Below are 23,269 nucleotides of genomic sequence, written 5' to 3' on the forward strand. Positions count from 1 at the left end.
TAGAGAAAAATCTGACCCTGCGTTCTTGGCATGAGGCGCCAGGATGTGTCCGGCGGGAGTTGGATCGCGTCTTTGCAGGCCAGGAATAAAAAAAGGGCATGAATAATCATGCCCTTGAGTGATTGGTGATTGCTTATGCCTGCGGAGGCGGCGGGATCGGTTCGCGGAACGGTCGTCCGCGCTTGGCCGGCAGGATCTGGCGCTTGGTCTTGCGCTCGAGTTCGGCCTTGAACGCATGCGAGCCCAGCGGCTGGTTCTTGAGCACCGCGCTGGTGACGAACTCGACCTCGTCCTGCGCGATCCCCTGCATGACCAGCTCGGTATACGCCGCTTCGCGCTGGAAGGGAGTATTGCCCAGCCCCCAGTACAGCAGATGATCGGTGACCAGGCCGTCCGCACGCACGCCCGCGTGGTGGGCATAGCTCGACCAGGGGTAGTCCAGCGGCCCCGCCGCCAGGCCGGCGCGCACGGGATTGAGTTCGATGTAGCGGCTGCAGGCCAGCAGGTAATGCTCGGTATCGACCAGCGAGGTGCGGAAACGCCCTTCGAACAGGCCGCCGCTGCGCGCGTACTTGTTGTTGAACCAGGGAACGTAGTAGCGGCCGACCTTCTGCATCATCAGCGCCAGCCCGGTATCGTCGGACGGGGTGGCCAGCAGGTGCAGGTGGTTGGGCATCAGCACATAGGCGTGGATCGCCACCTGGTAGAAGCGCGCCGCCTCCTTGAGCCAGCCGAGGAAGCGCCGGTAGTCTTCCTCGTCGTGGAAGATCGGCTGGCGGTTGTTGCCGCGCTGGATGACGTGCTGCGGCTGGTGCGGGATGATGAGTCGGGGAAGGCGTGCCATGGCGTGCTCACAAGTCGAGCAGGCATTTTAGCCGAGAAATTCGACTCTGTCCCCGATTAATCCGGCGCCGTTCGAAAAACAGGCCGACTCTGTCCCTAGTTAGCTCAGGCCAGCGTGAAGCCGGCCGACAGGCTGTAGCCTTCGCCGTAGGCGCTGCGCAGCGGCAGGTCCTGGCCGAGGCCGGAACGCGCCTTCTTGCGCAGGCGGTAGACCAGCATGTCGACCCGGCGGCTGGCGTCGGGATCTTCGCCGCCCATGCCGGCGACGATCACCTGGCGCGGCACCGGCCGCGTGTTGATGGTCAGGAGGTGCAGGAAGTTGCACTCTTTTTCGGTCAGGTCGATCACCTTGCCGCCCAGTTCGAGCTGGCGCGCGCTCACGCGCAGCGTCCACTTGCTCGGCGCCGGGGCAGGGTCGGACGGACGCACGCGGCGGTCCAGCGCTTCGATGTGGGCCGCCAGTTCCGGGAACTTGATCGGCTTGGTCAGGTAGTGGTCGGCGCCCAGGCGCAGCCCGAGGATGCGGTGGTCGAACGCCACCCGGCCGGTCAGCACCAGCAGGCCGATCTCGGGATACAGCTGGCGCATCCGCGGGATGACGTTGAAACCGTCCTCGTCCGGCAGGCCGAGGTCGAGAACCACGACCGCTGCCGGCGTGCGCGTCAGCGCCGCCCACATCTCGCTTGCGGTCTTGGCGATCGTGACATCGTGGTCGAGCTCCCTGAGGAACTCGGCCATGTCGTCTGCGTATTCGCCATTGTCTTCAACAATCAGTATCTGCGTCATGGATTGGCCATGTTAATGATCGGTCCGATTATCACTGTTGGGAGAGGATGAGGCAAGTTGTTGTTGCCCGCTAATATCCAGGGCGGGTAACCAGAGCCGGAATTCGGCGCCGCCCTCTCCCGCTCCCAGGCGCAGCATGCCGCCGTGAACGTCGACAATCGAGCGCGCCAGGTACAGGCCCAGGCCGCTGCCCGGCAGGCCGGCGGCATTGCTGCCGCGGTAGCCTTTGTCGAAGATGTGCGCGGCGTCGGCGGGCGGCACGCCGGCGCCTTCGTCGCGCACCGCGAACTCGACCCCGCTGCCGCTGCGGCGCGCGCCCAGCGTCACCTTGCTGCCGCTTGGGGAAAACAGCAGGGCGTTGTCGACCAGGACCTTCAGCGCCAGCCGCAGTCCCTCGGGCTCGCCGCGCAGCCCCAGCGTCAGATCCTCGGCCTCGAGCAAGGCTTCGCGCCCGGCCGCGCGCACCTGCGTCATGCCAGCGTCGAGCAGCTCGCGCGCGGCAATCGTGTTCGGCTGGCGCACCTTGCCGATCGCGGCCAGGCGATCGGGCGATAAATATTCATCCAGCATGGCGATCAGGCGGTCGGCCGCCACCGCGATCTTGCGGTAGCGCTGGCGCACCGCTTCGTCGGCGCCCTGCGAGGTCGCTTCCAGCCGCTGGATCGCGCCGTCGATGGTCGCCAGCGGCGTGCGGAATTCGTGGTTCAGCATGCTGGCGAAGCGGCGCTGGTCGGCCAGGTGGGCACGCTGGGCCGACAGGTCGCGCAGCAGTCCCACCAGCGAACTGCTGCCGTCCGCGTTGCGCAGCACCGTCGTGATCGCCTGCAGGCCGATCGGATGGCCGTCCGTGTTGCGCACGTCGACTTCCTGCACGCGGCGCTCCCCGGGCGCGGCGTCGCCGCTCGCGGCGAGGTGCATGCCGAGCGCGCCGAGCGCCTCGTGGGCGCCGCTGCCGGCGATGGCGGCCTGCAAGGCGTCCGCCTCATGTCCCAGCAGAGCCGAGAATGCCGGGCTCAGGTAGCGCAAGCTGCGTGCGGGCAGGTCGATGCTGAAAGCGATGTCGCCGGCGAGTTCAGCGATGGTGCGGAATTGGGCCTCGATACCGGCAGCGCCGGCGCCAGGGCGTTCCGGACTGGCCGGAGCAGGAGGGTCAGCAGCCTTGCTACGGGTCATCGGGCACTTTCTATTGACAATGGGACAATGATGCTTGTCTTCCAGTATATCGTTGCTCCTGGCCCTTTGTACAGACGAGCCCGGAAGCACTGCCGCGCAGCGCGCCCGATCCGCCGAAAAATGCGCCACGCGGCCCGCAGTTGGTGGATAATTCGCGTCTATGAACGATACTGCTACCCTCCCCCCACTCCCGGACCGGCTCTCGATCGACCCGAGCAGCCCTTTTCATAACCGCGACGTTTTCCAGCGCGAGATCGGCATCCGCTTCAACGACAAGGATCGCCACGACGTGGAAGAGTATTGCATCAGCGAAGGCTGGATCAAGGTCGCCGCCGGCCGCACGCTCGACCGCAAGGGCAAGCCGATGCTGATCAAGCTGAAAGGCAAGGTCGAGGCGTTTTACAAATAAGTTCTTGTTGCCGAAAATTGAAAAGGCGGCTGGTTTGCACCAGCCGCCTTTTTTCGTAGGGTGGGCGGCTATACCCGTGAATGCGATTTGCCCGCATTGTGAATGCCGCCCACGCGCTCAACCAGCGTTGAAATGGACGATACGCGCTATATCATCGTGTAGTCGACCGCGTGGGCGGCATAGCGTGATCTGGTCCACTGGACCAGATCACCCCTACGGAAAACGCGGTGCCGGGAAAGCTCAGTCTTCCAGCGGCGCGAAGATCGCCTGCAGGTCTTCCTGCGTCAGCGCCATCTTCTGCGATTCGCCTTCGGACAGGATCGACTGCGCCAGTTCCGACTTCTTCTGCTGCAGCTGCTGGATCTTTTCTTCCAGCGTGCCCTTGGCGATCAGCTTGTAGACGAACACCGGCTTGTCCTGGCCGATGCGCCAGGCGCGGTCGGTGGCCTGGTTCTCGGCCGCCGGGTTCCACCACGGATCGTAGTGGATCACGGTGTCGGCCGCGGTGAGGTTCAGGCCGACGCCGCCGGCCTTCAGGCTGATCAGGAAGATCGGCACCGCGCCCTGCTGGAAGGCGGCCACCTGGGCCGAGCGGTCGCGCGTTTCGCCGGTGAGCAGCGCATAGTGGATCCCGCGCGCGGCGAGTTCTTCCTCGATCAGGAACAGCATGCTGGTGAACTGCGAGAACACCAGGATCTTGCGGCCTTCCTGCAGCAGGTCTTCGACCATCTGCATCAGGTCGGTCAGCTTGGCCGAGACCGCCGCGCTGTTCTTCTTGCCCGGCATGTTCTTCACCAGGCGCGGGTCGCAGCAGACCTGGCGCAGCTTGAGCAGCGCCTCGAGGATGACGATCTGGCTTCGCGCCACGCCCTTGCGGTCGATCTCGTCGCGCACCTTCTTGTCCATGGCCAGGCGCACGGTTTCATACAGGTCGCGCTGCGGACCGGACAGTTCGATGCGACGCACCATCTCGGTTTTTTCCGGCAGCTCCTTGGCCACGTGGTCTTTCGTACGGCGCAGCAGGAAGGGCTTGATGCGGCGGCTAAGCAGGCTGCGGCGCACCGAGTCGTCCTGGCGTTCGATCGGGTGGCGGAACTGGTTGTTGAAGGTCTTCTCGTCGCCCAGCAGGCCGGGCAGCAGGAAGTGGAACTGCGACCACAGCTCGCCCAGGTGGTTCTCGAGCGGTGTGCCGGACAGGCACAGGCGGTGGCGGGCGTTCAGCGAGCCGGCCGTCTGCGCCGCCTTGGAGCGGGTGTTCTTGATGTAGTGCGATTCGTCGAGGATGACCAGGTGATAGTGATGCTCGCGCAGCTTTTCCTCGTCGCGCGGCAGCAGCGCGTAGGTGGTCAGGACGATGTCGGCATCCTTGATCTGGTCGAACAGGTCCATGCGCTCCTTGCCCTGCAGGAGCAGCACCTTCAGGCTCGGGGCGAAGCGCGCGGCTTCCTCGCACCAGTTGGTCATCAGGCTGGTCGGCGCGATCACGAGGGCCGGGCTGGTCAGGCGGCCCGCTTCCTTCTCGGTGAGGATGTGCGCGATGGTCTGCACGGTTTTACCGAGGCCCATGTCGTCGGCCAGGATGCCGCCCAGGTCGTACTCGCGCAAGAACTGCATCCACGACAGGCCGTCGAGCTGGTAGTCGCGCAGCGTGGCCTGCAGGCCCTTGGGCGGCTCGACCTTCTTGACCGAGCCGAACTGGCTCAGCTTGCGGCCGGTTTCGCGCAGGCGTTCGCCGCCGGTCCAGCGCAGCTCGAGGCCGCGCGCCAGGTCTTCGAGGCGCGCCGCGTCCAGCGTGGACATGCGCATGCGGCCCTTGATCTTGTCGTTGAAGTAGAGCTCGCCCAGGGTGGCGAGGATGGGCTTCAGGCGGCCCCAGGGCAGCGCCACGCGCGCGCCGTCGGGCAGCGTGGCCAGCATCTGGTCGGCTTCGGCATGGGCGGCCAGCACGGCCGGGTCGAAGTCGGCGGGCGCGCTGCGGATCAGCTGCACCAGCACCGGCAGCAGCGGCACGCGCTTGCGCGCCACCACGATGCCCAGCTCCAGTTCGAACCAGGCGTTGCCCGCTTCTTCCGGCTCGTCGATGTCGGCATACCACTCTTCGACGGCGACCGTGTCGTAGCGGTACTTGGCCGACTTCTGCACGTGCCAGCCGGCGTCGGACAGCGCATCGAGGTCGTTCTCGGCGAAGCGCAGCCAGTGCGCCTGGCTATCGAGACCGAGCGCGCCGGCCATCGCGTTGAAAGGCGCGGTGACCGGCTTGCGGAAGCCGATCTCGTTCAGTTTGTTGAGGGCCGCGGCTTCGGCCTTGGGATCGCGCTCGATCACCTCGGTGACGTCGCCGATCTGGCGCACCACGCGTTGCGCCGGGTCGAAGGACACGCGCTGGCCGTCGTAGTCGTAGGCCAGCACGGCGAAGTCGTGCCAGCGCGGCGCGCCGCCGTCGGACAGCTGCACCGAATCGAGCAGCAGGTGCGGTATCGGTGAGACATCGTTGCGCAGGCGCTGGGTGAGCGGCTGCGGCAGCGGCATCAGCTGCTGCAGGCCGTGCGCCAGCAGCAGCTGCGAGACGCGCTTCTTGTCGGTGCCGGACAGCGCCGGGGCCTGGGCCACCAGCGCCTGCAGTTCGGCCAGCGAGATGTCGATGCCGCCGCGATTCAGTTCGAGCGGGCCGATCGACAGGTTGTCGATATACCACGGCGGGTCGGTCGGCAGCATGTAGTCGATCAGGTCGGCGCCGCTGTGGGTAGCGCCCTTGGCCGGTTCGACCGACCACCCCAGCTTGGCCACGCGGCCTTCGTCGCGCCAGGCCAGGCTGGCCAGGCGGGTGGGGCCTGCCTGCAGCGGATAGACCAGGCCATTGGCCATGTCGGACCAGGAGTTCGCCCACAGCAGCTTGCCCTGTTCGAGCAGCATCTGCAGCAGGATGGCGCCGACCTTGCCTTTCGGTTCGGTGGCGCTGGTGCCCTGGGCCGAGCCGCTGCGCATCGCGATGAAGAAGCGCACCAGGTCGACGTCGTCGCCTTCGAGGTAGGCGGGCGGCGCCGACAGCAGCGAGAACACTTCGCTCACCGGGCTGGCGGCGGCGACGTCGCCGTTCGGGCGCAGGCGCGCCTTGCACAGGCAGACGGCGACATGGCGTCCGCCGCTGGTGGGCGCCATGACGTACACGAACTTGTACTGCACGGCCTTCGGATCGGCGACCTCGTCGGTCAGTTTGGGCTGCGGATGCGCCGCGGCCTCGACCCTTTGCAGCCAGCTCACCACCGGTGCGGGCAGGGCGGGAGCGCGTGCGGGAGCGCGGGCGACTGCGGGTGCAACCGCGGGTGCGTCGGTGGCGTTCTCGCGATGATCATCGACTGTGTGCATGGGTCTCGTGTGTCTGTATTAAAAACGACAATAACGAACATTATCCTTCATACGCACACTTCCGTTTTGTTCGGAATCGCACGTAGCGGGCAAAACTTGTCCGCAGCATGCGGGTGCGCATGCGCGCATCGGACTGTTCGATGCGTGCAGCCGACTGTTCTCGCATGTTCAAGTGACGCTGTCAAGACTGGCGTATCCGCGACGTTTGCGTATCATTGTTCGCTTGACCTTTTAGAGACATGCGCGTACCGACACGCGCATCACATCGGACCACATCGCGCATCATGCTGCCCTCCATCGAACAACGCCTCGCCCTTGAACTGGCCGCCAAACCTGTCCAGGTGGCCGCCGCCGTCGCCCTCCTCGACGAGGGCGCCACCGTGCCCTTCATCGCGCGCTACCGCAAGGAAGCCACCGGCGGGCTGGACGACACCCAGCTGCGCCTTCTTGAAGAACGCCTGCGCTACCTGCGCGAGCTGGAAGACCGGCGCGCCTCGATCATCGCGTCGATCACGGAGCAGAACAAGATGACCCCGGAGCTGCTCGAGGCGATCGCCCATGCCGAGGACAAGACCCGCCTCGAGGACCTGTACCTGCCCTACAAGCAGAAGCGCCGCACCAAGGCGCAGATCGCGATCGAGGCGGGCCTGGCGCCGCTGGCCGAGGCGCTGCTGGCCGACCCGGCGCTCGATCCGGAAAAGCTCGCCGCCGGCTACCTGCGCGAGGCCTTCACCAACGCCGACGGCGGCGCCAACCCGGGCGTGGCCGACACCAAGGCGGCGCTGGACGGTGCGCGCCAGATCCTGATGGAGCGCTTCGCCGAAGACGCGACGCTGCTGCAGTCGCTGCGCGAATACGTGCAGGAACACGGCGTGGTCGAATCGAAGGTGGTGGCGGGCAAGGAGGATGAAGGCGAAAAATTCGCCGACTACTTCGACTATTCCGAGACCCTGTCGACGATTCCCTCGCACCGCGCGCTGGCCCTGATGCGCGGCCGCCGCGAGGGCGTGCTGGACGTGACGCTGCGGCTCGACTCGGAACCGGAAAAGCCGAAGTGGGACGCGCCGCACAATCCCTGCGAAAGCCGCATCTGCGCCGCCTTCGGCATCAAGTCGGCAGGCCGTCCGGCCGACAAGTGGCTGCTCGACACCGCGCGCTGGACCTGGCGCGTGAAGAGCTTCATGTACATCGAGACCGAGCTGATGGGCGCGCTGCGCGACAAGGCCGAACTCGACGCCATCCAGGTGTTCGCCCGCAACCTGAAGGCGCTGCTGCTGGCCGCGCCGGCCGGCCCGCGCGCCACCATGGGCCTGGACCCGGGCCTGCGCACCGGCGTCAAGGTGGCGGTGGTGGATTCGACCGGCAAGGTGGTCGACACCGCCACGGTCTACCCGCACCAGCCGCGCAACGACTGGGACGGCGCCCTGCACACGCTCGGCAAGCTGGCGGCCAGGCACAACGTGTCCCTGATCTCGATCGGCAACGGCACCGCCTCGCGCGAGACCGACAAGCTGGCCCAGGACCTGATCAAGCAGCATCCAGAACTCAAGCTCACCAAGATCGTCGTTTCAGAAGCTGGAGCCTCGGTCTACTCGGCCTCGGAATTCGCCTCGCGCGAACTGCCGGAACTCGACGTATCGCTGCGCGGCGCGGTGTCGATCGCGCGCCGCCTGCAGGACCCGCTGGCGGAACTGGTCAAGATCGACCCGAAGTCGATCGGCGTCGGCCAGTACCAGCACGACGTCTCCCAGACCCAGCTGGCGCGCTCGCTCGACGCCGTGGTCGAGGACTGCGTGAACGCGGTGGGCGTGGACGTGAACACCGCATCAAGCGCCCTGCTGGCGCGCGTCTCGGGCCTGTCCAGCAGCGTGGCGCAGAGCATCGTGAGCTACCGCGACATGAAAGGCGCGTTTACCTCGCGCGCGGGCCTGAAGGCCGTGCCGCGCCTGGGCGACAAGACCTTCGAACAGGCGGCGGGCTTCCTGCGCGTGATGGGCGGCGAGAACCCGCTCGACGCCTCGGCGGTCCACCCGGAATCCTATCCGGTGGTCGAGCGCATCCTGGCCGACATCAAGCGCGACATGAAGGCGGTGATCGGCGACAGCGCGCTGATCAAATCGCTCGATCCGGCCAAGTACGCGGACGAAAAATTCGGCGTACCGACCGTGAGCGACATCCTGAAGGAACTGGAAAAGCCGGGCCGCGACCCGCGCCCGGAATTCACCACCGCCACCTTCAAGGAGGGCGTGGAAGCGATCTCGGACCTGCGCCCGGACATGATCCTGGAAGGCGTGGTGACCAACGTCGCGGCCTTCGGCGCTTTTGTGGACATCGGGGTGCACCAGGATGGCCTGGTGCACATCTCGGCGCTGTCGAACACCTTCGTGAAGGACCCGCACACCGTGGTCAAGGCCGGCCAGGTGGTGAAGGTAAAAGTGCTGGAAGTGGACGTCAAGCGCAAGCGCATCGCCCTGACCATGCGCCTGAGCGACAGCGCGCCGCAACCGGGATCGCGCCCGGAACAGCGCGGCGACCGCGACGACCGCAAGCGCGTGGCCCAGCACCAGCGCCAGGAAAAACCTCTGCCTTCCGCCGGCGGCGCGATGGCGGCGGCCTTCGCCAAGCTGAAGAAGTAAGGCGGCGGGGCGAGCGCCCCGCCTTCAGCCGGCGTGCTTGAGGTACAAGCCCACCATGTACACGCTCAGGAAACCGAAGCCGACCAGGAGCATGCGCGCTTGCGGCATGGCCGGGCGGCCGGTCTTGCGGATCGAGAGCGCGTCGCGCACCAGCAACAAGGCGTAGCCGAGCGCCGCGAGGCCGCAGATGATCTCGCCGATACCGCCGCGCATGATTCCGCCGACGAGGTTGATCACGCCCGGAATGCCCAGCAGGGCGGCGATCAGGAAATTCGTGCCGGCGTTGGGGCCGCGGCGGGGTGGCTGTTGCATGATGGTGCCTGGGAATGAACGATGGGCGCGATCATACCGCAGTCGCTGCCCCTGGCCAAAGGGGCGGGCCGCCGCAGTTCAGGTGACCGGGGCGAACACGCGCACCGCGACCGCCCCCACCTTCACCACGAAGCACAGGCAGAACAGGCCGAAACAGGCATAGCCGACCATGGTGGTGCGGTGCGAGGCGAGTTCGCCGCGCCGGTCGCGGTAGGCCTGCACGGCGCAGTAGAGCAGGAACCCGCCGGCGAGCAGCTGGGTGAGATTGAGCATGATGTCTTCCAGCGGGTCCTGGAACATGCCGGTGAGGACTTCGTACAAGCCGGGAATGACGAAAAACGCGGCCATGCACCACAGCAGGGGCGATGGCATGGAGGCGAAGCCTCGATAGGCGATCATGTCGACTCCTGTTTCGATGGCGGACAGCCCATCATAGCGAGGATTTTCCGGTAAAAATCCGCCGATTGTCACAGCGGCCCCAGGATTGAGGCGACGGCCCATGCCCGCGCTGCCGAATTCTTATAAAATGGCGGCATCTTATCCATTCCCCCTGAAGGCACACACATGAGCGACGTTCAAACCTGGATCAAAGACACCGTGACCAATACCCCGGTCGTGCTGTTCATGAAGGGAACCGCCCAGTTCCCGCAATGCGGTTTCTCGGGCCGCGCCATCCAGATCCTGAAAGCCTGCGGCGTCGATAACATCGCCACCGTCAACGTCCTGGAAGACGCCGAAGTCCGCCAGGGCATCAAGGATTACTCGAACTGGCCGACCATCCCGCAACTGTACGTGCGCGGCGAGTTCATCGGCGGTTCCGACATCATGAACGAGATGTACGAATCGGGCGAACTGCAGACCCTGCTGAAGAACGGCTGATCGCATGAGCGGCCGCCCGCGTCGCATCATCGTCGCCATCACCGGGGCGACCGGCGCGGTCTATGGCGTGCAGCTGCTGCGCCGGCTGCATGCCGCTCCCGGCGTCGAGACCCACCTGGTGATATCCGACGCCGCCTCCCTCACCCTGCACCAGGAACTCGGCCTGCAGCGGCGCGACGCCGAGGCGCTGGCCCACGTCGTCCACCGCAACCGCGACATCGGCGCCTCGATCGCCAGCGGTTCGTTCCAGACCGACGGCATGGTGATCGCTCCCTGTTCGATGAAGACGCTGGCGGCCGTCGCCCATGGGCTGTCGGACAACCTGGTCACGCGTGCCGCGGACGTGATGCTGAAGGAAAGACGCAGGCTGGTGCTGATGGTGCGCGAGACGCCCTTCAACCTGGCGCACCTGCGCAACATGACCGCCGTGACGGAAATGGGCGGCATCGTGTTCCCGCCCCTGCCGAGCTTCTATCACCGCCCTGCCACGATCGAAGAGATGGTCGAGCACACCGTCGACCGCGCGGTCGACCTGCTCGGGCTCGACAACGCCCACGCCCCCAGGTGGGGCGGCATGAAGGACACGCAGGGCGCTTGACCCTGAGTGTTCTTAACGCTTGTCGCCGTCGAACGGCTCGTCGGCTTTCTTCGCCTCGCGCGCTTCCTCGATCATCCGCCGCCGGGCGTTGCGTTGTCGCATCACCTCGGCATGGCGCGCCGCCGTCATCGGCGGTGCGGTCATCAGTTCCTTGAGCTGGGCGGTGTTGGCGTAGTTGTTTCGCATACGGCAGCTGCTCCTTGACGTGACCGGTGGCGGCGGATCCGCTCGCCACACGACTGATTATGACCCAGCCAGGGCCGTTTGTGCCGTTCTGGAGTCACGAAAAAGTGCAATCGCGAAACTATTTTTGCTCTGGCTTCTGGTGATTCATCCTGACCAGCATGCGGATGAATTCGCGCGCGAGCTGGCGGTGGTGTTCATCCAGGCGCTGCAGGTCGGCGATCAGCTTGACGTCGGCGGACTCGAAGCGGGCGCTGCCGCCATTGGCATCGGCGCCGGCAGCCGCGTTTTCGGCGCCGCCGAAGCGCAGCCAGTCGGCGGGCACGCCCAGCCACTGGGCGATCATGCGCAGTTTTTCCTGGGTCGGAATGGCTTCGCCCACCAGCCACTTGCGGGCGGCATGGACGGTAATCGGGCGGCCTTCGAAACGGATGTTGAATTCCCTGGCGAGGCGGGTAGGACTATCGGGCGAGTAGTGGGCGTTCTTCAGCGCCTGTTGCAGGCGCTCGCTGAAGCTCTCCCGTTCATTGGTCGAATTCATTGCAATACTTACTATAGTGGACGGCGGGCTTGCCAATGCTGAGCAACGCGCGAGCAATCATACTCTTAAAAAGTAACAAAGATGTGATTTTTTAATAGAATTCTCGTCATTTATACTCAGCAAAACTTTCCACCGCCGCGGTGAATGGACTCAAATATATATCCTAGCGGAAAGATTATGGCATTGCCGCACGATTACATGCAACAAATATGCATAGGCCTGGGCTGGCCGTCGCATCCGGCGGATCAGGCCAGCTGAAAGCGGATGACGCCGTCGTCGCCTCTCGTGCGACGCAGCAGCCCGTCGCGCCAGAGCTTGTGCAGGTGAGCCAGCGCTTCGCCCAGAGCGAAACTGAGCTGGTGGGCGTCGAGCTGGCGGCGGAACATCAGGGGCACGATGTCGACCGCGGATTTGGGCTCGGTGCAGGCTTCCAGCACCTCGGCCAGGCGCGCCGCATGGTGATCGTGCAGTTGCGCAATACGGGTATGGAGGCCGCGGAAGGGTTTGCCGTGCGAGGGTAGCACGAGTGTATCTTCAGGCAAGTTTGTGAACTTTTTCAGCGACTCGAGGTAAAGCTCGAGCGGGTTCCCTTCCGGCTCGACCGCGAACACCGACACGTTGGTCGAAATGCGCGGCAAGACCATGTCGCCGGAAATCAGGACGTTCAGTTGTTCCGAGTACAGCGAGGCATGCTCGGGCGAGTGGCCGAAGCCGGTGATCACGCGCCAGGAAGCGCCACCGACCTGGACCAGGTCGCCGTCGCGCAGGCGGGTATAAGCGTCCGGCACTGCCGGCACCAGCGAAGGATAGTAATTGCGGCGGCTGCGCATCTGTTCCAGCATGGCCGGGTCCACCAGGCCGTGACGCTCGAAGTGCGGAATCGCCGAAGGACCGTCGACGCCCGGCAGCGCCGCCGCCATCATGCGGGCGAAGGCGAACTCTCCGGTCGTGGTCCAGAACGGCGCATCGAAGCGGCTGCTGAGCCAGCCCGACAGGCCGACGTGGTCCGGATGGCAGTGGGTGGCGAACACGCGCAGCAGCGGCGCACCCTGCAGCCCGTCAGTGAGCACTTGCTCCCATGCCGCACGGGTGGCGTCGGTCGCGGCGCCGCAATCGACCACGCTCCAGCCGGCCTGTCCCTCCTGCTCGTCGCGCAGCAGCCACAGGTTGATGTGGTCGAGCGCGAAGGGCAGCGGCATGCGGATCCAGCACAGGCCGGGCGCGATCTCCTCCAGCTGTCCCGGAGCGGGGATGGTGTCGCCAAAGGGATAATGCAGTTGGGCTTCGAGCGGGTTCATGGAAAACTTTCGTGTTCGTCGACAGGCGGTCGCGCTACAATGCCGTTAACGTTAACGTAAACGGAAAATACGCAGACATCGATTGTAAGCGATTCCCTGCCTCCCTTCCCTTGCCCAGGCTTTCCTTCACTGTAGAACCATGGTCACCTACACCATCGCCGAACTGGCCCGCGAATTCGACATCACTGCCCGCGCCATCCGCTTCTATGAAGACCAGGGCCTACTGAGTCCCAAGCGCGAAGGCGTGGGCGGGCGCAACCGCGTCTACACGCCGCGCGACCGCACCCGCCTGAAGCTGACCCTGCGCGGCAAGCGCCTCGGCCTGACCCTGTCCGAGATCAAGAGCATCGTCGACATGTACGAGTCGCCGCGCGACACCGTTGCCCAGATCGACCGCTTCCTCGGCGTGCTCGCCCACCAGCGCGTGACGCTGGAGCAGCAGCGCGCCGACATCGAGATGGCGCTCGAAGAAATCTCCGCCCACGAAGAAGAATGCCGCCGCCTGCTGGCGGAAAGCGCCGAGAGCAAGGACGCGGCCTGACCCATCGAGGGAGGTAGAGACCTCCCGTTTTTTCGCCATCTGGTTGACGTTTACGTTAACGTAAGAGGCGAGTATGATTCATCCTTGAATTTTTGCCCAACCACCGTTCACCGTGAGGACGACGACAATGCTGCATCTCCCAGGCCTGACCTTTGACCATGGCGAAGACATCGCCGCGCTGCGCGAAGCCGTACAACAGTTCGCGGCGGCCGAAATCGCACCGCGCGCTGCCGAGATCGACCGCAGCGACCAGTTCCCGATGGACCTGTGGAAGAAGATGGGCGAACTCGGCCTGCTGGGCATCACCGTCAGCGAAGAGTACGGCGGCGCCAACATGGGCTACCTGGCGCACATCGTCGCCATGGAAGAAATCTCGCGCGCCTCGGCCTCGGTCGGCCTGTCCTACGGCGCCCACTCGAACCTGTGCGTCAACCAGATCAAGCGCAACGGCAACGAAGAGCAGAAGCGCAAGTACCTGCCCAAGCTGATCTCGGGCGAGCACGTGGGCGCGCTGGCCATGTCCGAGCCGAACGCCGGTTCCGACGTCGTCAGCATGAAGCTCAAGGCCGAGCTGAAGGGCGACCGCTACGTCCTGAACGGCACCAAGATGTGGATCACCAACGGTCCGGACGCCGACACCCTCGTGGTGTACGCCAAGACCGACCTGGAAGCCGGCCCGCGCGGCATGACGGCCTTCCTGATCGAAAAAGGTTTCAAAGGCTTCTCGATCGCGCAAAAGCTCGACAAGCTGGGCATGCGCGGCTCGCACACCGGCGAACTGGTGTTCCAGGACTGCGAAGTGCCGGTCGAGAACGTGCTGGGCGGCGTCGGCAAGGGCGTTAACGTGCTGATGTCGGGCCTGGACTTCGAGCGCACCGTGCTGTCGGGCGGTCCGCTGGGCATCATGTCGGCCTGCATGGATGTCGTGGTGCCGTATATCCACGAGCGCAAGCAGTTCGGCCAGGCGATCGGCGAGTTCCAGCTGATGCAGGGCAAGATCGCCGACATGTACTCGACCATGATGGCCTGCCGCGCCTACGTCTACGCCGTGGGCCAGGCCTGCGACCGCGCCACCTCGCCCGAGCAGGTGCGCGCACTGCGCAAGGACGCCGCCGGCGCCATCCTGTACAGCGCCGAGAAGGCCACCTGGATGGCCGGCGAGGCGATCCAGACCCTGGGCGGCAACGGCTACATCAACGAGTACCCGGTCGGCCGCCTGTGGCGCGACGCCAAGCTGTACGAGATCGGCGCCGGCACCAGCGAGATCCGCCGCATGCTGATCGGCCGCGAGCTGTTCGGCGAGACGATGTAAGGCAACATTCGTAGGGTGGTCGGCTTTGCCGACCGCGCGTTCAACTAAAACCGGCATATAGATAACGCATCGGCTGGTTGAACGCGCGGTCGGGAGGACCCGACCACCCTACATTGCACTACACTGTCCGCTTACCACTGTGCGCGAGACGAACGATGACCCAGCAAGCGTTCCCCAAACTGCTGTCTTCCCAGATCGCATTCGACATCGCGCGCACCATCCTGGACGGCTTCGACAAGCATTACCGCCTGTTCCGCCAGGCCAGCCAGCAGGCGCGGCGCTATTTCGAGACCGCCGACTGGGCCACCGCCCAGGGAGCGGCGCGCGAGCGCATCGATTACTACGACCAGCGCGTGCAGGAATGCGTCCACGTGCTGCAGGACGAGTACGCGCCCGAAGAACTGACGGACCCCGTCTGGCGCGAGACCAAGCTGCACTACATCGGCCTGCTCGCGGGCCCCAAGCAGCCGGAACTGGCCGAGACCTTCTTCAATTCGGTCAGCTGCATCATCCTGCACCGCAGCTATTACCATAACGACTACATCTTCGTGCGCCCGGTGGTCTCCACCGAGTACATCGAGACCGACGAGCTGCTGCCGACCTACCGCGTGTACTACCCGGCCGCCGACGGCCTGCGCTTCGCCCTGTGCCGCGTGCTCACCAACTTCCAGTTCGCCGTGTCCTTCACCGCCCTCGACCGCGACGTGGCCCAGGTCGAGGCGCGTCTCAGCGAGGCCTTCGGGCTGGCGCGCGCGGAACCGAACCTGCAGCTGCAAGTGCTGTCCAGTCCCTTCTTCCGCAACAAGGCCGCCTACATCGTCGGACGCGTCATCAACGGTCCACGCGACTACCCCTTCGTGATCCCGGTGCTGCACGACCGGCAGGGCAAGCTGGTGCTGGATACGGTGCTGACCGACGTCTACCATATCACCCTGCTGTTCAGTTTTACGCGCGCCTACTTTTTGGTGGACATGGAAGTGCCCTCGGCCTACGTGGGTTTTCTCCGCAGCCTGATGCCGCGCAAGCCGCGCAGCGAGATCTACACGGTGCTGGGCCTGCAGAAGCAGGGCAAGGCCCTGTTCTACCGCGACTTCCTGCAGCACCTGAAGCACAGTTCCGACCTGTTCCGCATCGCGCCCGGCATCCGTGGCTTGGTGATGCTGGTGTTCGAGCTGCCGTCCTTTCCCTACGTGTTCAAGGTGATCAAGGATTTCTATCCGCCGCCGAAAGAGACGACGCGCGCCCAGGTCAAGGAAAAATACCTCCTGGTGAAGCACCACGACCGGGTCGGGCGCATGGCCGACACCCTCGAGTATTCGGATGTTGCCTTCCCGCTGGCGCGCTTTTCGGAAGAGCTGTTGAACGAACTGCAGCAGTTCGCGCCCTCGCTGGTCGAGATCGAAGGCGAGCGCATCATCGTGCGCCACCTCTACATCGAGCGCCGCATGGTGCCGCTGAATATCTTCCTGGCCGAGGCCGAGGCCGCCGGCGACGAGGAACGCATCGAGCACGGCGTGATCGAATACGGCAATGCGATCAAGGACCTGGTCGCCGCGAACATCTTCCCGGGCGATATGCTGTACAAGAACTTCGGCGTCACCCGCCACGGCCGCGTGGTGTTCTACGATTACGACGAAATCGAATACCTCACCACGTGCCACTTCCGCGATATCCCGGAAGCGCGCAACGAAGAGGACGAGATGGCGTCCGAACCCTGGTACCCGATCGGCAAGCACGACGTTTTTCCGGAACAGTTCGGCAGTTTCATCCTTGGAAATCCGACCATCCGTCGCTATTTTATGCAGCACCACGCGGAGCTACTCACCCGCGCCTATTGGCAATCCCACAAGGACCGCATATTGGCGGGCGTCGTCGACGACGTCTTCCCTTACCCCCAGCAGATCCGTTTCTGCGCACAAGGCGCAAGCACACCACCCCCACCCATTTTGGAGAACCTACACAATGAATGATCCAGTCGTTATCGTTGGCGCCGCCCGTACCCCGATGGGTGCCTTCCAGGGCGATTTTTCGTCGAAGTCGGCGAGCGACCTCGGCGCGGTGGCGATCAAGGCCGCGGTGGAGCGCGCCGGCGTCGACGCCAACAGCGTCGAGCACGTCTACTTCGGCAACTGCCTGATGGCCGGCCAGGGCCAGGCCCCGGCGCGCCAGGCGCTGATCAAGGCCGGCCTGCCGCTGTCGACCGGCGCCGTGACCCTGTCCAAGATGTGCGGCTCGGCGATGCAGGCCGCGATCTTCGCCCATGACCAGCTGGTGGCCGGCAGCGCCGACATCGTCGTCGCGGGTGGCATGGAATCGATGACCAACGCTCCCTACCTGATCCCGAAGGCGCGCGGCGGCTACCGCATCGGCCATGGCGTCATGTTCGACCACATGATGCTCGACGGCCTGGAAGACGCCTATTCGCGTAACGAGAAGACCGGCGAAGGCCGCTCGATGGGCACCTTTGCCGAAGAGTGTGTGGCCACTTACCAGTTCACCCGCGAAGAGCAGGACAACTTCGCGATCGAGTCGGTCAAGCGCGCCCAGGCCGCCAACAACGAAGGCTGGTTCGGCTGGGAAGTCGCGCCGGTGAGCGTGGCCACCCGCAGCGGCGAACTGCTGGTCGAGAAGGACGAAGGCCCGATGAAGGCCAAGATCGACAAGATCCCCTCGCTCAAGCCGGCATTCAAGAAGGACGGCACCGTGACCGCCGCCTCGTCCTCGTCGATCAACGACGGCGCCGCCGCCCTGGTGATGATGCGCGAGTCGAAGGCCAAGGAACTGGGCCTGACCCCGATCGCGCGCGTGCTCGGCCACGCCACCCACGCCCAGGAACCGAACCTGTTCACCACCGCCCCGATCGGCGCGATGCAGAAGCTGTTCAAGAAGACCGGCTGGACCGCTGGCGACGTGGATCTGTTCGAGATCAACGAAGCCTTCGCCGCGGTGCCGATGGCCGCCATGCGCGACCTCGACATCCCGCACAGCAAGGTCAACATCCACGGCGGCGCCTGCGCCCTGGGCCACCCGATCGGCGCCTCGGGCGCGCGCATTATCGTCACCCTGCTGGGCGCGCTGAAGCGCACCGGCGGCAAGCGCGGCGTGGCGTCGCTGTGCATCGGCGGCGGCGAAGCGACCGCGATGGCGATCGAACTGGTGTAATTCACACATCGTGGTTAATGCGGTAAATTTTGGCCGCATTAACCACGAATCGTTTTGAATAAAAGGAGCTTGCCATGCCAACAGCATTGATCCTCGGCGCCTCGCGCGGTATCGGCCACGAAATGGTGCGCCAGTACCGTGCGGACGGCTGGCGCGTGATCGCCACCGCCCGCAAGCAGGAAGACTGCGACGAACTGTCACGGATGGGCGCGACCGCCCACCAGCTCGACGTCACCAGCGCCGATTCGATCGCCGCGCTGGGTTGGCGGCTCGACGACGAAAAGATCGACGTGGCCTGGCTGGTGGCCGGCGTCTACGGTCCGCGCGGCTCAGGCTTCCCGACCGGTCCCGAATTCGACACCGTCATGCGCACCAATGTGCTGGCGGCGATGCGCCTGATCCCGATCGTCGGCCCGCTGCTGGCCGATACCCGCGGCAAGCTGGCCGTGGTGTCGTCCAAGATGGGCTCGATCGGCGCCCGCAACGCCACCGAAGGCAGCCTGTACCGCGCCAGCAAGGCGGCGCTCAACTCGGTACTGAAGGACGCTTCCATCACCTACGGCGCGCAGGGGGTCACCTGCGTGTCCTTCCACCCGGGCTGGGTGCAGACCGACATGGGCGGCGCCGGCGCCTCCCTGACGGTGGAGCACAGCGTGCGCGACCTGCGCGCCACGCTGGACAAGCTGGACGCATCGTCCAACGGCGCTTTCCTGAACCACGACGGCGCGCCGATTCCCTGGTAATTCCAGATAACGCATAACAAACACGAGACACGATGATACTGAGCGAAGAACACCAGATGATCCGCGACGCCCTGCGCAGCTACGCGCAGGAGCGCCTGGCCCCCAACGCCGCGCGCTGGGACCGCGAGCACTATTTTCCGAAGGACGAGCTGAAGGAACTGGCCGGCCTGGGCGCCTTCGGCGTCGCGGTGCCGGAGCAGTACGGCGGCGCGGGCCTCGACTACGTGTCGCTGGCGCTGGTGCTGGAAGAGATCGCGGCCGGCGACGGCGGCACCTCGACCATCATCTCGGTCAACAACTGCCCGGTCTGCTCGATCGCCATGATGTACGCGAACGAAGAGCAGAAACAGCGCTACCTGGTGCCGCTGGCCCGGGGCGAGATGCTGGGCGCCTTTGCCCTCACCGAACCACACACCGGCAGCGACGCCTCGGCCCTGCGCACCACCGCCGTGAAAGACGGCGACCACTACGTCCTCAACGGCACCAAGCAGTTCATCACCAGCGGCAAGTACGGCGACGTCGCCATCGTCATGGCGGTCACCGATAAGGCCGCCGGCAAGAAGGGCATCAGCGCCTTCTGGGTGGAGACGACCACGCCGGGCTACATCGTCGCCGGCCTGGAACAGAAGATGGGCCAGCATTCGTCCGACACCGCGCAGATCGTGTTCGACAACTGCCGCGTCCCGGCCCGGAACCTGATCGGCGAAGAAGGCATGGGCTACAAGATCGCGCTGTCGGGTCTCGAAGGCGGCCGCATCGGCATCGCCTCGCAATCGGTCGGCATGGCGCGCGCGGCCTATGAAGCGGCGCTGGCCTATGCCAAAGACCGCGAGAGCTTCGGCAAGCCGATCTTCGAGCACCAGTCGGTGCAGTTCCGCCTGGCCGAAATGGCGATGCAGATCGAGGCCGCGCGCCAGCTGATCCTGCATGCGGCGTCGATGAAGGATCTAGGGGTGCCCTGCCTGAAGGAAGCCGCGATGGCCAAGCTGTTCGCTTCCGAGATGGCCGAGCGCGTGGTCTCCAGCGCCATGCAGGTGTTCGGCGGCTACGGCTACGTGGCCGACTTCCCGATTGAGCGCATCTACCGCGACGTGCGCGTGTGCCAGATCTACGAAGGCACCAGCGACATCCAGAAGATCCTGATCGCGCGCGCACTGTGAGCTCGCCTTTGATCGCGATCCGCCCCGCCATGCCCGCGGACCTGCCGGCGCTGTTCGCCTACCTGGGCGAACAGCTGGCGGAGAACGGCCGCGACGGCGTCCTGTTCCAGCCGATGGAGACCAGCACGGACGGGGTGCCGCAGCCGATGCGCGAACGCTTCGCGGCCGGCATGGCCACGGCCGTCGGCCAGCCGGGCTGGCGCCACGTATGGGTCGCGCTCGACGCGAACGGCGCGATCGCCGGCCACATCGACCTGCGTGCCCGGCCGGAGCCGGCGTCCAGCCATCGCGTCCTGCTCGGCATGGGCGTGCGCCACGACCTGCGCCGCGCCGGCCTGGGATCGCGCCTGGTGCAGGAAGCGCTGGCCTGGGCCCGCGCCGGCGGCTTCGCCTGGGTCGACCTCGAGGTGCTGTCGCAGAACCACAAGGCGCGCGCGCTCTACGCGCGCATGGGCTTCGTCGAGACCGGCGAAATGCCGGACCTGTATCGCATCGGTGGGCAGTCGGTCGGCGAAGTGGCCATGAGCTTCAAGCTGGGATGACTGTGGCGTCAGGGTGACACTGTGTCTTCCGATGTGACGGCGGACACATTGTCGGCGCGGGCCAGTCCTTATACTCGGGGGCCGCCCCACGACGAGCACCGCTCCCGCACCATGACCACTTCCCTGCGCGGCTTTGCCGCCCTGTTGTCGCTTCTTCCGCTTGCCGCCGCCCACGGCGCGAACACGCCCGAACCGCTGGGCGAAAAGGGCTGCCGCATCGCCGACATCGTGCCGCGCCCGCAGGGCGATGCGGTCTCGTGGAGCGGCGCCTGCAAGGACGGCTACGCCGACGGCAAGGGCGTGCTGGGGTGGCGCATTTCCGGCGAGGGCAAGCGCAAGCTGGACGCCACGCTGGTGCGCGGCGAGATCAGCGGCGAAGCCACCCTGACCTACGAGGGCGGCCAGTACATCGGCAGCTTCCGCCAGGGCATGCCGCACGGTAGCGGCTATTTTGCGTATGCGAAGAGCGGCGACCAGTACGAAGGCAGCGTCGTCGACGGCGTGCGCGAAGGCGCCGGCACCATGGTCGCCGTGGACGGCTCGAGCTACGAGGGACAGTGGAAGGCGGGCAAGCGCCATGGCAGGGGCAAGGCGACGTTCAAGCTCGGCGGCAGCTACGAGGGCGACTGGCACGAAGGCCGCATGCACGGCAAGGGCAGCATGGTCTATGGCGGCAGCGGCCGCACCTATACCGGCGAATTCCGCGACAACCGCGCCGTGGATGCGGTGCCGGCGCCGCTCGACGACGAGCCGCAATTCGGCCTGAACGAAGCGTTTGCAGAAACCGGGTACCAGGCGCCGGCCAAACGCCCCGCCAATCCCACGCCCATGGACAAGTCCTGGGCCGCCATGACGCCGGCCCAGCAGAACATCATCCGCAACGCCTACCCGGCCCTCGACGACCGCGACGAACCGCCCTATCCGCTGCAGGGCCTGGGCGCCTACTCCAAGGCCATTTCCGACCTGTACCAGAAAATGCCGGTGTACGAAGGCAACAGCATGATCTACCTGACGGTCGGCCCCGACGGCGTGCCGACCAGTGTCGCCACCTACGGCATCACGCACAAGGAATTCGGGCGCTACGTGTCCATGGTCGCCATGGCGCAGCGCTTCAAGCCGGCGCTGTGTGCGGGCACGCCCTGCGCAATGGTCTTCCCGCTGCGCTTCTCGTTCACGCTGGAATAAGCGCCCCGGCTCAGCCGCCTTCGGCCACGCGCGAGGAATGCGAGGACACCAGCACCCACTCGCCGCCACGCTTCACCCACACGCGCGTAAAACGGAAACGCCCGTTCCAGGGTTTGCCGTCGGTAAGCGCCGACTGCACGCTGGTGCCGTTCACGACGGCCATGTCGCCATATTCGCGGATCGCCACGCCTTCGTTGCGAATCTCCCCATTGACGCGCTTGCGCGTGCTCAGGTCGGCCAGGTAGTCGGCCTTATGCTGCACCTTGCCGTCCGAGTGCACCAGCACGAAGCCCGGGTCGATCAGGCGGTCCAGCGCGGCCACGTCGGCCTGCTGGCGGAGCAGGTTCCACGAGGCGTCGCGCGCGGCGAGGACGGGGTCGGCCGCCAGGGCCGCGAGCGGCGCGGCGCAGGCCGCGAAGACGAGCAGTGATTTGATCATGTCGGGTCTCAGGAAACGGCAGGTTCGAGCAGGGTCACGGTGTGCGCGTCGGTGTCGAGCGTGGCGCGCACGCCGATCGGCAGCGTGAACTGGTGGCGGATGTGCCCGATCGAATAGCCGGTCACCGCCGGGATGGTCAGGGGCTTGAGGTGTTGGTCGAAGGTTTGGTCGAGCGTCAATGAACGCCGCCCTTCCTGGGGCGCGCAATCCTCGCAGATGCCGACCATGACGCCGGCCGCGCCGGCGAAGCCGAACGAAAGATCGAGCTGGGTCATCCAGCGGTCCAGGCGGTAGGGCGCTTCGTCCACCTCTTCCAGGAACAGCAGGCCCTTGCGGAAGTCGGCCGCATAGGGCGTGCCGCACAGGGCCGCCACCATCGACAGGTTGCCGCCCAGCAGAGGGCCGCTGGCCCGGCCAGTGGTCAGGGTGCGGATGCCGAAGTGCGGCATGGCCTGCGCCTTCAGCGCGTTTTCCGGCGCCATCGGGATGGTGTAGGTGGCGCGCGGATCGCACAGCACCGCCAGCATGTGCTCGCGCGGGTAATCGGCCAGCGTGGACGAGGCCACCGGGCCGTGGAAGCTCACCAGGCCGGTCTTGTTGTGGATCGCCAGGTGCAGCGCGGTGATGTCCGAATAGCCGAGCAGGATCTTCGGGTTGGCCCGGATCAGGGCGTAGTCGAGATGCGCCAGCAGCGAGATGCAGCCGGAGCCGCCGCGGACCGGCCAGATCATCTTCACTTCCGGGTCGGCGAACATGGCGTGCAGGTCGGCCAGGCGCTGCTGCGCCGAGCCGGCATAGTTGCCGAAGCTGGCGCGCAGGTAGCGGCCTTCCTTGACGCGCAGGCCGAGCGCTTCGATGTTCTGGATGGATTTTTCGATCAGGCGGTCGTCGACCACGCCGCCGGGAGCGACCAGGCCGACCAGGTCGCCCGGGCGCAGGCGTGGAGGTTTGATCAGTCTCGCCGACGCGCGCCGCGGAGCGGCAAGGGTGGGGGCAGAGATGGCGGCTGCGACGGAGGCGCCGAAGCCGCGCCGGCTGATTTTCATAGGCGACATCAATCAACGTCGTCCCGGCGCAGGCCGGGATGACGGGGCAAAGGATACGGCGCCGAACAAAGGACTGGCTGCTCGGCCCAAAAGAAAACGGCCCGCGCCGTGGAGG

The 23,269-nt window shown here is 65.7% G+C and carries 23 protein-coding genes; 12 read left to right on the forward strand and 11 right to left on the reverse strand.

The genetic code is table 11. The features are described from left to right. Nucleotides 1–133 precede the first annotated feature (133 nt). The 3 genes from AB3347_RS07365 to AB3347_RS07375 all read right to left on the reverse strand — a co-directional run bounded on the left by AB3347_RS07365 (nucleotide 134) and on the right by AB3347_RS07375 (nucleotide 2,802). The gene (locus AB3347_RS07365) at nucleotides 134–844 is read right to left on the reverse strand and encodes a transposase (protein ID WP_369091139.1); all 711 of its coding nucleotides are present in this window, start codon (nucleotides 842–844) and stop codon (nucleotides 134–136) included. A gap of 104 nt (nucleotides 845–948) precedes the next feature. Then, nucleotides 949–1,629, reverse strand: coding sequence for a response regulator transcription factor (locus AB3347_RS07370; RefSeq protein ID WP_369091140.1), 681 nt, complete (start codon nucleotides 1,627–1,629; stop codon nucleotides 949–951). A gap of 12 nt (nucleotides 1,630–1,641) precedes the next feature. Further along, complete coding sequence (locus AB3347_RS07375; RefSeq protein ID WP_369091141.1) at nucleotides 1,642–2,802, reverse strand: ATP-binding protein; 1,161 nt, start codon at nucleotides 2,800–2,802, stop codon at nucleotides 1,642–1,644. 160 nt (nucleotides 2,803–2,962) lie between these two features. Here AB3347_RS07375 and AB3347_RS07380 point away from each other — a divergent pair, with 160 nt between their 5' ends. Next, the gene (locus tag AB3347_RS07380) at nucleotides 2,963–3,211 is read left to right on the forward strand and encodes a DUF3297 family protein (RefSeq protein WP_159699730.1); all 249 of its coding nucleotides are present in this window, start codon (nucleotides 2,963–2,965) and stop codon (nucleotides 3,209–3,211) included. Between the two features lie 240 nt (nucleotides 3,212–3,451). Here AB3347_RS07380 and AB3347_RS07385 read toward each other — a convergent pair whose 3' ends face one another. Next, the gene (locus AB3347_RS07385) at nucleotides 3,452–6,577 is read right to left on the reverse strand and encodes a DEAD/DEAH box helicase (protein WP_369091142.1); all 3,126 of its coding nucleotides are present in this window, start codon (nucleotides 6,575–6,577) and stop codon (nucleotides 3,452–3,454) included. A gap of 284 nt (nucleotides 6,578–6,861) precedes the next feature. Here AB3347_RS07385 and AB3347_RS07390 point away from each other — a divergent pair, with 284 nt between their 5' ends. Beyond that, nucleotides 6,862–9,213, forward strand: coding sequence for a Tex family protein (locus AB3347_RS07390; RefSeq protein WP_369091143.1), 2,352 nt, complete (start codon nucleotides 6,862–6,864; stop codon nucleotides 9,211–9,213). Between the two features lie 24 nt (nucleotides 9,214–9,237). Here AB3347_RS07390 and AB3347_RS07395 read toward each other — a convergent pair whose 3' ends face one another. Further along, nucleotides 9,238–9,525 (reverse strand): hypothetical protein, encoded by a 288-nt coding sequence (locus AB3347_RS07395; protein ID WP_369091144.1) that lies wholly within the window; start codon nucleotides 9,523–9,525, stop codon nucleotides 9,238–9,240. A 78-nt stretch (nucleotides 9,526–9,603) separates the two neighbouring features. Then, nucleotides 9,604–9,924, reverse strand: a complete 321-nt coding sequence (locus tag AB3347_RS07400; RefSeq protein ID WP_369091145.1) for a hypothetical protein — start codon at nucleotides 9,922–9,924, stop codon at nucleotides 9,604–9,606. A 165-nt stretch (nucleotides 9,925–10,089) separates the two neighbouring features. On the opposite strand from AB3347_RS07400, the gene grxD reads away from it, so the two are divergent. Beyond that, nucleotides 10,090–10,404, forward strand: a complete 315-nt coding sequence (gene grxD / locus AB3347_RS07405; RefSeq protein WP_369091146.1) for a Grx4 family monothiol glutaredoxin — start codon at nucleotides 10,090–10,092, stop codon at nucleotides 10,402–10,404. Between the two features lie 4 nt (nucleotides 10,405–10,408). Continuing rightward, the gene (locus AB3347_RS07410; RefSeq protein ID WP_369091147.1) at nucleotides 10,409–11,002 is read left to right on the forward strand and encodes a UbiX family flavin prenyltransferase; all 594 of its coding nucleotides are present in this window, start codon (nucleotides 10,409–10,411) and stop codon (nucleotides 11,000–11,002) included. A gap of 12 nt (nucleotides 11,003–11,014) precedes the next feature. On the opposite strand, the gene AB3347_RS07415 is transcribed toward AB3347_RS07410, so the two are convergent. The 3 genes from AB3347_RS07415 to AB3347_RS07425 form a co-directional block, all read right to left on the reverse strand. Next, nucleotides 11,015–11,188: a hypothetical protein gene (locus AB3347_RS07415; protein WP_369091148.1), complete on the reverse strand. Its 174-nt coding sequence runs from the start codon at nucleotides 11,186–11,188 to the stop codon at nucleotides 11,015–11,017. A 118-nt stretch (nucleotides 11,189–11,306) separates the two neighbouring features. Then, nucleotides 11,307–11,726, reverse strand: coding sequence for a hypothetical protein (locus AB3347_RS07420; RefSeq protein WP_369091149.1), 420 nt, complete (start codon nucleotides 11,724–11,726; stop codon nucleotides 11,307–11,309). Between the two features lie 245 nt (nucleotides 11,727–11,971). Further along, a complete protein-coding gene (locus AB3347_RS07425) occupies nucleotides 11,972–13,024 on the reverse strand; it encodes an MBL fold metallo-hydrolase (protein ID WP_369091150.1) in 1,053 nt (350 codons plus the stop codon). Nucleotides 13,025–13,163: 139 nt separating this feature from the next. Here AB3347_RS07425 and AB3347_RS07430 point away from each other — a divergent pair, with 139 nt between their 5' ends. The 8 genes from AB3347_RS07430 to AB3347_RS07465 all read left to right on the forward strand — a co-directional run bounded on the left by AB3347_RS07430 (nucleotide 13,164) and on the right by AB3347_RS07465 (nucleotide 21,669). Then, on the forward strand, nucleotides 13,164–13,565 hold the full coding sequence (locus AB3347_RS07430) for a MerR family DNA-binding transcriptional regulator (protein ID WP_369091151.1): 402 nt from the start codon (nucleotides 13,164–13,166) through the stop codon (nucleotides 13,563–13,565). A 127-nt stretch (nucleotides 13,566–13,692) separates the two neighbouring features. Beyond that, nucleotides 13,693–14,877: an isovaleryl-CoA dehydrogenase gene (locus AB3347_RS07435; RefSeq protein WP_369091152.1), complete on the forward strand. Its 1,185-nt coding sequence runs from the start codon at nucleotides 13,693–13,695 to the stop codon at nucleotides 14,875–14,877. A gap of 155 nt (nucleotides 14,878–15,032) precedes the next feature. Continuing rightward, the gene (aceK, locus tag AB3347_RS07440) at nucleotides 15,033–16,847 is read left to right on the forward strand and encodes a bifunctional isocitrate dehydrogenase kinase/phosphatase (RefSeq protein ID WP_369091153.1); all 1,815 of its coding nucleotides are present in this window, start codon (nucleotides 15,033–15,035) and stop codon (nucleotides 16,845–16,847) included. Beyond that, nucleotides 16,840–18,039 (forward strand): acetyl-CoA C-acyltransferase, encoded by a 1,200-nt coding sequence (locus AB3347_RS07445; protein WP_369091154.1) that lies wholly within the window; start codon nucleotides 16,840–16,842, stop codon nucleotides 18,037–18,039. The genes aceK and AB3347_RS07445 overlap by 8 nt, the downstream gene beginning before the upstream one ends. Nucleotides 18,040–18,113: 74 nt before the next feature. After that, nucleotides 18,114–18,782: an SDR family oxidoreductase gene (locus AB3347_RS07450; protein ID WP_369091155.1), complete on the forward strand. Its 669-nt coding sequence runs from the start codon at nucleotides 18,114–18,116 to the stop codon at nucleotides 18,780–18,782. Between the two features lie 32 nt (nucleotides 18,783–18,814). Beyond that, entirely contained in the window at nucleotides 18,815–19,942 is a 1,128-nt protein-coding gene (locus AB3347_RS07455; RefSeq protein ID WP_369091156.1) for an acyl-CoA dehydrogenase family protein, read from the forward strand. Beyond that, the gene (locus AB3347_RS07460; protein ID WP_369091157.1) at nucleotides 19,939–20,484 is read left to right on the forward strand and encodes an N-acetyltransferase family protein; all 546 of its coding nucleotides are present in this window, start codon (nucleotides 19,939–19,941) and stop codon (nucleotides 20,482–20,484) included. The genes AB3347_RS07455 and AB3347_RS07460 overlap by 4 nt, the downstream gene beginning before the upstream one ends. Before the next feature lie 111 nt (nucleotides 20,485–20,595). Further along, nucleotides 20,596–21,669, forward strand: a complete 1,074-nt coding sequence (locus AB3347_RS07465; RefSeq protein ID WP_369091158.1) for an MORN repeat-containing protein — start codon at nucleotides 20,596–20,598, stop codon at nucleotides 21,667–21,669. 10 nt (nucleotides 21,670–21,679) lie between these two features. On the opposite strand, the gene AB3347_RS07470 is transcribed toward AB3347_RS07465, so the two are convergent. After that, nucleotides 21,680–22,108, reverse strand: coding sequence for a nuclear transport factor 2 family protein (locus tag AB3347_RS07470; protein ID WP_369091159.1), 429 nt, complete (start codon nucleotides 22,106–22,108; stop codon nucleotides 21,680–21,682). 8 nt (nucleotides 22,109–22,116) lie between these two features. Then, a complete protein-coding gene (locus AB3347_RS07475) occupies nucleotides 22,117–23,163 on the reverse strand; it encodes an LD-carboxypeptidase (protein ID WP_369091160.1) in 1,047 nt (348 codons plus the stop codon). Nucleotides 23,164–23,269 lie beyond the last annotated feature (106 nt).

This window comes from Massilia sp. X63, from assembly GCF_041023745.1.
GTDB lineage: Bacteria > Pseudomonadota > Gammaproteobacteria > Burkholderiales > Burkholderiaceae_D > Telluria.